Origin of the sequence: Carboxylicivirga fragile (assembly GCF_050589805.1) — a bacterium.
Taxonomy (GTDB): domain Bacteria; phylum Bacteroidota; class Bacteroidia; order Bacteroidales; family Marinilabiliaceae; genus Carboxylicivirga; species Carboxylicivirga fragile.
On record NZ_JBNGOY010000100.1, the window covers coordinates 1 to 4,383 of the forward strand.

General features: G+C 31.5%; 5 protein-coding genes. All 5 read right to left on the reverse strand.

Annotated features, from left to right (window positions below):
• Positions 1-223 precede the first annotated feature (223 nt).
• The 5 genes from ACRD7B_RS22535 to ACRD7B_RS22555 all read right to left on the reverse strand — a co-directional run bounded on the left by ACRD7B_RS22535 (position 224) and on the right by ACRD7B_RS22555 (position 4,250).
• Positions 224-1,117 (reverse strand): hypothetical protein, encoded by an 894-nt coding sequence (locus ACRD7B_RS22535; protein WP_430826930.1) that lies wholly within the window; start codon positions 1,115-1,117, stop codon positions 224-226.
• A 223-nt stretch (positions 1,118-1,340) separates the two neighbouring features.
• Entirely contained in the window at positions 1,341-2,087 is a 747-nt protein-coding gene (locus ACRD7B_RS22540; protein ID WP_430826931.1) for a hypothetical protein, read from the reverse strand.
• Between the two features lie 121 nt (positions 2,088-2,208).
• On the reverse strand, positions 2,209-2,823 hold the full coding sequence (locus ACRD7B_RS22545) for a hypothetical protein (RefSeq protein WP_430826932.1): 615 nt from the start codon (positions 2,821-2,823) through the stop codon (positions 2,209-2,211).
• A 244-nt stretch (positions 2,824-3,067) separates the two neighbouring features.
• Positions 3,068-3,550 (reverse strand): hypothetical protein, encoded by a 483-nt coding sequence (locus ACRD7B_RS22550; RefSeq protein ID WP_430826933.1) that lies wholly within the window; start codon positions 3,548-3,550, stop codon positions 3,068-3,070.
• A gap of 28 nt (positions 3,551-3,578) precedes the next feature.
• Positions 3,579-4,250: an MltR family transcriptional regulator gene (locus tag ACRD7B_RS22555; RefSeq protein WP_430826934.1), complete on the reverse strand. Its 672-nt coding sequence runs from the start codon at positions 4,248-4,250 to the stop codon at positions 3,579-3,581.
• Between the last annotated feature and the right edge of the window lie 133 nt (positions 4,251-4,383).

The following is a 4,383-nucleotide window of genomic DNA, read 5'->3' on the forward strand; positions in this document are numbered from 1 at the left end:
AGGAAAAATGGCTAAGTCATATTGCTAATTGTTTTTGGCGTTCTTCTGAAAACCTGCTTTCTAAAATTATGAACTTAAAATAGGCTATTAACGGCTAGTGTATGATTTCGTAAGGGTTTGCGGACTTCAAACTTATCAATTTACCACCCAAAATTGATGCGGGCGATAACGCTCGAAAACCTCTGAAACCCTTATGAATTATACACATTGTTAGGCGCTGGCATTATTTTCTATTCAGTTTATTTATCAATATTTTCAATTCATTTTTCAACCTTATCTGTTCCTCAAGTCTGTAATCCTCCGAAAATGGTGCTCCACAATCCATATTTGCAATTATTCGAATCAGTTCTCCATTGCGAAAAAATATACTATCAAGATATGGTTCAAAAAACTCTGGTTCTTTTTTTAATTCTAAACTATCTATTAATTTTTCGAATACAAAAAATAGGCTGTCATTATCTAGGTAAAATTCTGTCTCTCTCCGTGTGTTTTTGCCAAGTTGAATCTGAACAATCTTTTTTAAATTACCATGAAGAAAATAGTACTCTCCAACTCCATTTGCGCTATCTGTTTCTATTCCTCTTTTGTCAATAGCTGTCCAACTTGAAATTGAATCAATTTTTTTCACCTTTATTCGAATCGGATTTAAGTATTCTCCAAGATACTCTTTATACTCAGTTGTATTGTTTGAACTATCCGTTTCATAAACAATTACTAAATCAAGTGATGAATCATCAAAAGTCACACTATCGACTAGGGTAATCGGTCTCAAATTTTTAGTGTAAAATACTTTTAGTGTGTCGAATGAAATCCAATCTGTCTCAACTTTACCACCTCTATGCTCCGCCGAAAAAATGACGATTTTAACTTTATCTTTTGGTTTATCCGAACAACCTAAATCTATCGAAACGGCTATCAGAGGAACAGTCACAGCGTTTCCTCCAAAATTATAAGTAGTAGCTTGTCTTAATCCTTCGTAATCACAATTAGTATCTAAAATTTCTTTCTCAGGTTCGCCGAATAAATCAAATGTGCTAAGAAAAATTCCATATCCAATTATCAATCCAACAATCAGAATTGCGATTACTATCAGGCTATATTTAATTAGTTTTCTCATAATCGTAGAGCTGCCTCCTGCTTGCGCCTAACGGTTTGGGTATGGTCAAGTAGGGCAGTAGAAAGCACTTTCCTATCACCATGCGCCTAGCCGATGCTTTTGTTTTGGGTTTTAATTTAATCATTTCTAATAGCCGAAACAAAAGTTTCGGCGGTATCACAAGTTAGCACATAACTTCGCATAAGATTCATGCCCTATTTGCTATACCCGTTGTTATGGCCAGTTATTTATCATCAATTAGCTTTATTTCCTCAAACTCCAAATCATAATCAATATCAAATATTGGAAAAACAACTCTTGCGGTATCAAGCTCCTTTTTTATCAGCTTATGATATCTTGTTGAAATTTCAAAACTTAAATAATCTGAGTACTCATCTCCGTTTGGTAAGGAATCTCTGCGTATATAATAAATATCCCAAATTAGGTCATTCCTCAACGTATCATATTTAAGCAAGTAACTAAAATCATCATAGAGAAAATCCTCAAACAAAATCAATGAATCAGAAATCATTTTAGCATTATCAAGGGGTAAAAAATCATAGGCTTGAAAATCATAACAATGTGGGAAATTAAGAGAGGTAATCTGTCCATATTTATCAAGCCACATAAGAACCTCATATCTACTTACTCCTAAAGAAGAATCAATAAAACTATAATGTAAAGAATAGCTAGGTATAATAGTATTCTTAAAATTCAATCTATCAGGGTAAGCTTTAAAATAATTCTCGAGGTCTATTGAGTTGCCCCAACTAAAAATCATCTTGCTAGCAAAATCACCAGTTTGATTTTTAAGAATCTTAGTAGATAATATTTTAATATCTAATGGAAGGCTATCTAAATCACTATAATCCGTTATAAACTCATTTAAATCACCATAAGCATATGTTATTCTATCAGAAACATATTGTAAATTCTGAGAAAATGAATTAGCAGATAAAAGAATCAATATTAATATAATATACTGTCTCATAGTAATTGGCCATAACGTTTTGAATATGGGGCGTTTGGCATTTCAAAACTCCAACCTATCAAACCGCTATAATTTTTATTAAATGTAACAACTTTAAAATTAGCACTTTCCGCCAAATGACCTATATTTTTTGTTGTGCAACGTTTTTGTTTATTCTTTCATCAATTACAGTCAACTTATTTTTATAATCCTCTTTATTCAGTTTAAGCCTGTAATATCCAAACCGTTTTAATTTCAACTTAATCAATGCTTTTTTGTCAATCAATTCATAACTCTCAGCTTGACACCAAAATTTAGACTCAAAATATTTCGCTCCACTAATTATTCCATTTTCAGTCAAATAATAAGCATTCTGCAAGTCTCCAACAATAGATAAGTAAATTATATTGATAATAGCTGGTAAAATAATAATCAGATTATCTAGACCATCAAAATCTCGTACATAATCATCAGGAATTCTCCACAATAATATGATTATCAAAATTACGATTGGTATAAAAAATAATCCTGCAAAATAATTGTCTGAAGACCTTATGGCAATTATTGATTCTTGTTTTATTCTTCGTTTCAGTCCTAAATATTCAATGTATCTTATCACATAAAGACTCAGAACCATAAATGTCAAAATCCAGAAGTCGTATTTAAATTCAATAAATATGTATCCAAATATGCTAAGAATAGCTATCCCTGCATAGATATCAATAAATAATCTTTTAAATCTATTGTTCTTTTTCATTTTGTAATCATTAGTAATCTATCGATACATAAATACCTATGATTGTGCCGCTCTGTCAAATGTTGCACAACGTTCAGTATAAGAAACGTAAGTGATTTCGAAGCTCTTACCTGTCAATTTACACTGAGCCGAATTTGCGATTAGACACAAAATTAGCTTTTTAAAACAAACCGTCAAATCGCAGATTTGGCGGAGCTGATTAAACGCTCGAAAGCTTCGTAAACCACTGAACCACTTATGTTTTTTATACATTGTTGGCTGTAGTTTTTCTTACAAATTTCGTCCAAATCCAAGTTGCAATTAATGAACCTAATACTCCTATTGCAATACCAATAAGACGCTCTTTCCAAACGTTTCTTTCAGCTCTTTTTTCAGCTTCCCACATTATTGCATTAACAGTCTCTTGTTTTGAATTAACTATAGGGTCAAGTTCTTCATTTTTTTGTCTTAAACTGATTATTAACTCTTCTTGAGCAATAATGATATCTTTTTGTTCTTCAATAAAGTCTTTTAATTTCAAAAGATTATCACTGATGGAATTTAGTTCTTCTATTTTATTTTCAATTAAATTAGCTGGTTTTTCAGGTTTGTCATTAAAAAAAGTAACGATAAAATTTACCAAAACTCCAGCTATAAGTGCAATTAGTGCACTTATAATTTTAGAGAATACTGGGTCAGATATTAGCCCTTTTAGTTTACTATTAAAATTTTTATTTTCCTTTCCCATTGCTTTGCCAATTGTAATAAATTGAAAACTACTTTTGATTATCTGGAATATTATTTTCAGCCTTTTTAACGAAAACTTCGGGATGTTCTTTATCTAAAAACTTCTTAAAATCACGAATAGTCTCAATTTCAATGTATCCAAATTCTCGTTCTGAAGCCAATAGAGGTTCCCCTTTTTCAAGTTTATTTTGTAATTCGCTTAACATCCATGAACAAGTCTGTAAAAAAATATTTCTTGGTTCTTTATTCTCATTCTCAGATTTACTTTCCATAATATTCAACTTAGCAACTGTCTGAGATGACTTATCTAATTCTTGAATTCTAGATAATATTCCTGTATGACTGAAATCACATCCTTGAATATTATGAGCAAACTCATTCCTGATTTTTCTTATCAAATTCAAGTCTCTAACAAATCTATCACTCAGAATGCCTAAACGATAACACATAATAATCTTTGAACTTAATGATGAAAGTGGAGCATTTGGTCCATCAAATAGTTCATCAGTAGAATTTGGGTTTGACACAAAAAAACTGATTAAAATATTCTTTATCGCAGCATCAAACAAAGATGTTGCGAAAATTGCAGCACCTCTATCCGTTTCTTTCTCAAATTCCTCCTTTAAAACATCATTCCAATAATCCCTTGCTCTTAAAATATCCTTGGAGGAACTGACTTTTTTATCTGTTTTCTTTGTCATAGTTAAAGGTTATGTTCTCTCTGCTCTTAAATTACAGCCAACGGCCGGCTGTATACAGCGTAGCCATAATTGCGTTACTGGTATCTTTTAATTAGCTGCTTAAGTTCTTGCGAGCATCTACACTAACTAAAAG

What these genes read in the sequence shown, in the direction of transcription:
- ACRD7B_RS22535 (WP_430826930.1), bottom strand. Translation starts at nt 1,117, where the DNA reads ATGAGAAAACTAATTAAATATAGCCTGATAGTAATCGCAATTCTGATT.
- ACRD7B_RS22540 (WP_430826931.1), bottom strand. Translation starts at nt 2,087, where the DNA reads ATGAGACAGTATATTATATTAATATTGATTCTTTTATCTGCTAATTCA.
- ACRD7B_RS22545 (WP_430826932.1), bottom strand. Translation starts at nt 2,823, where the DNA reads ATGAAAAAGAACAATAGATTTAAAAGATTATTTATTGATATCTATGCA.
- ACRD7B_RS22550 (WP_430826933.1), bottom strand. Translation starts at nt 3,550, where the DNA reads ATGGGAAAGGAAAATAAAAATTTTAATAGTAAACTAAAAGGGCTAATA.
- ACRD7B_RS22555 (WP_430826934.1), bottom strand. Translation starts at nt 4,250, where the DNA reads ATGACAAAGAAAACAGATAAAAAAGTCAGTTCCTCCAAGGATATTTTA.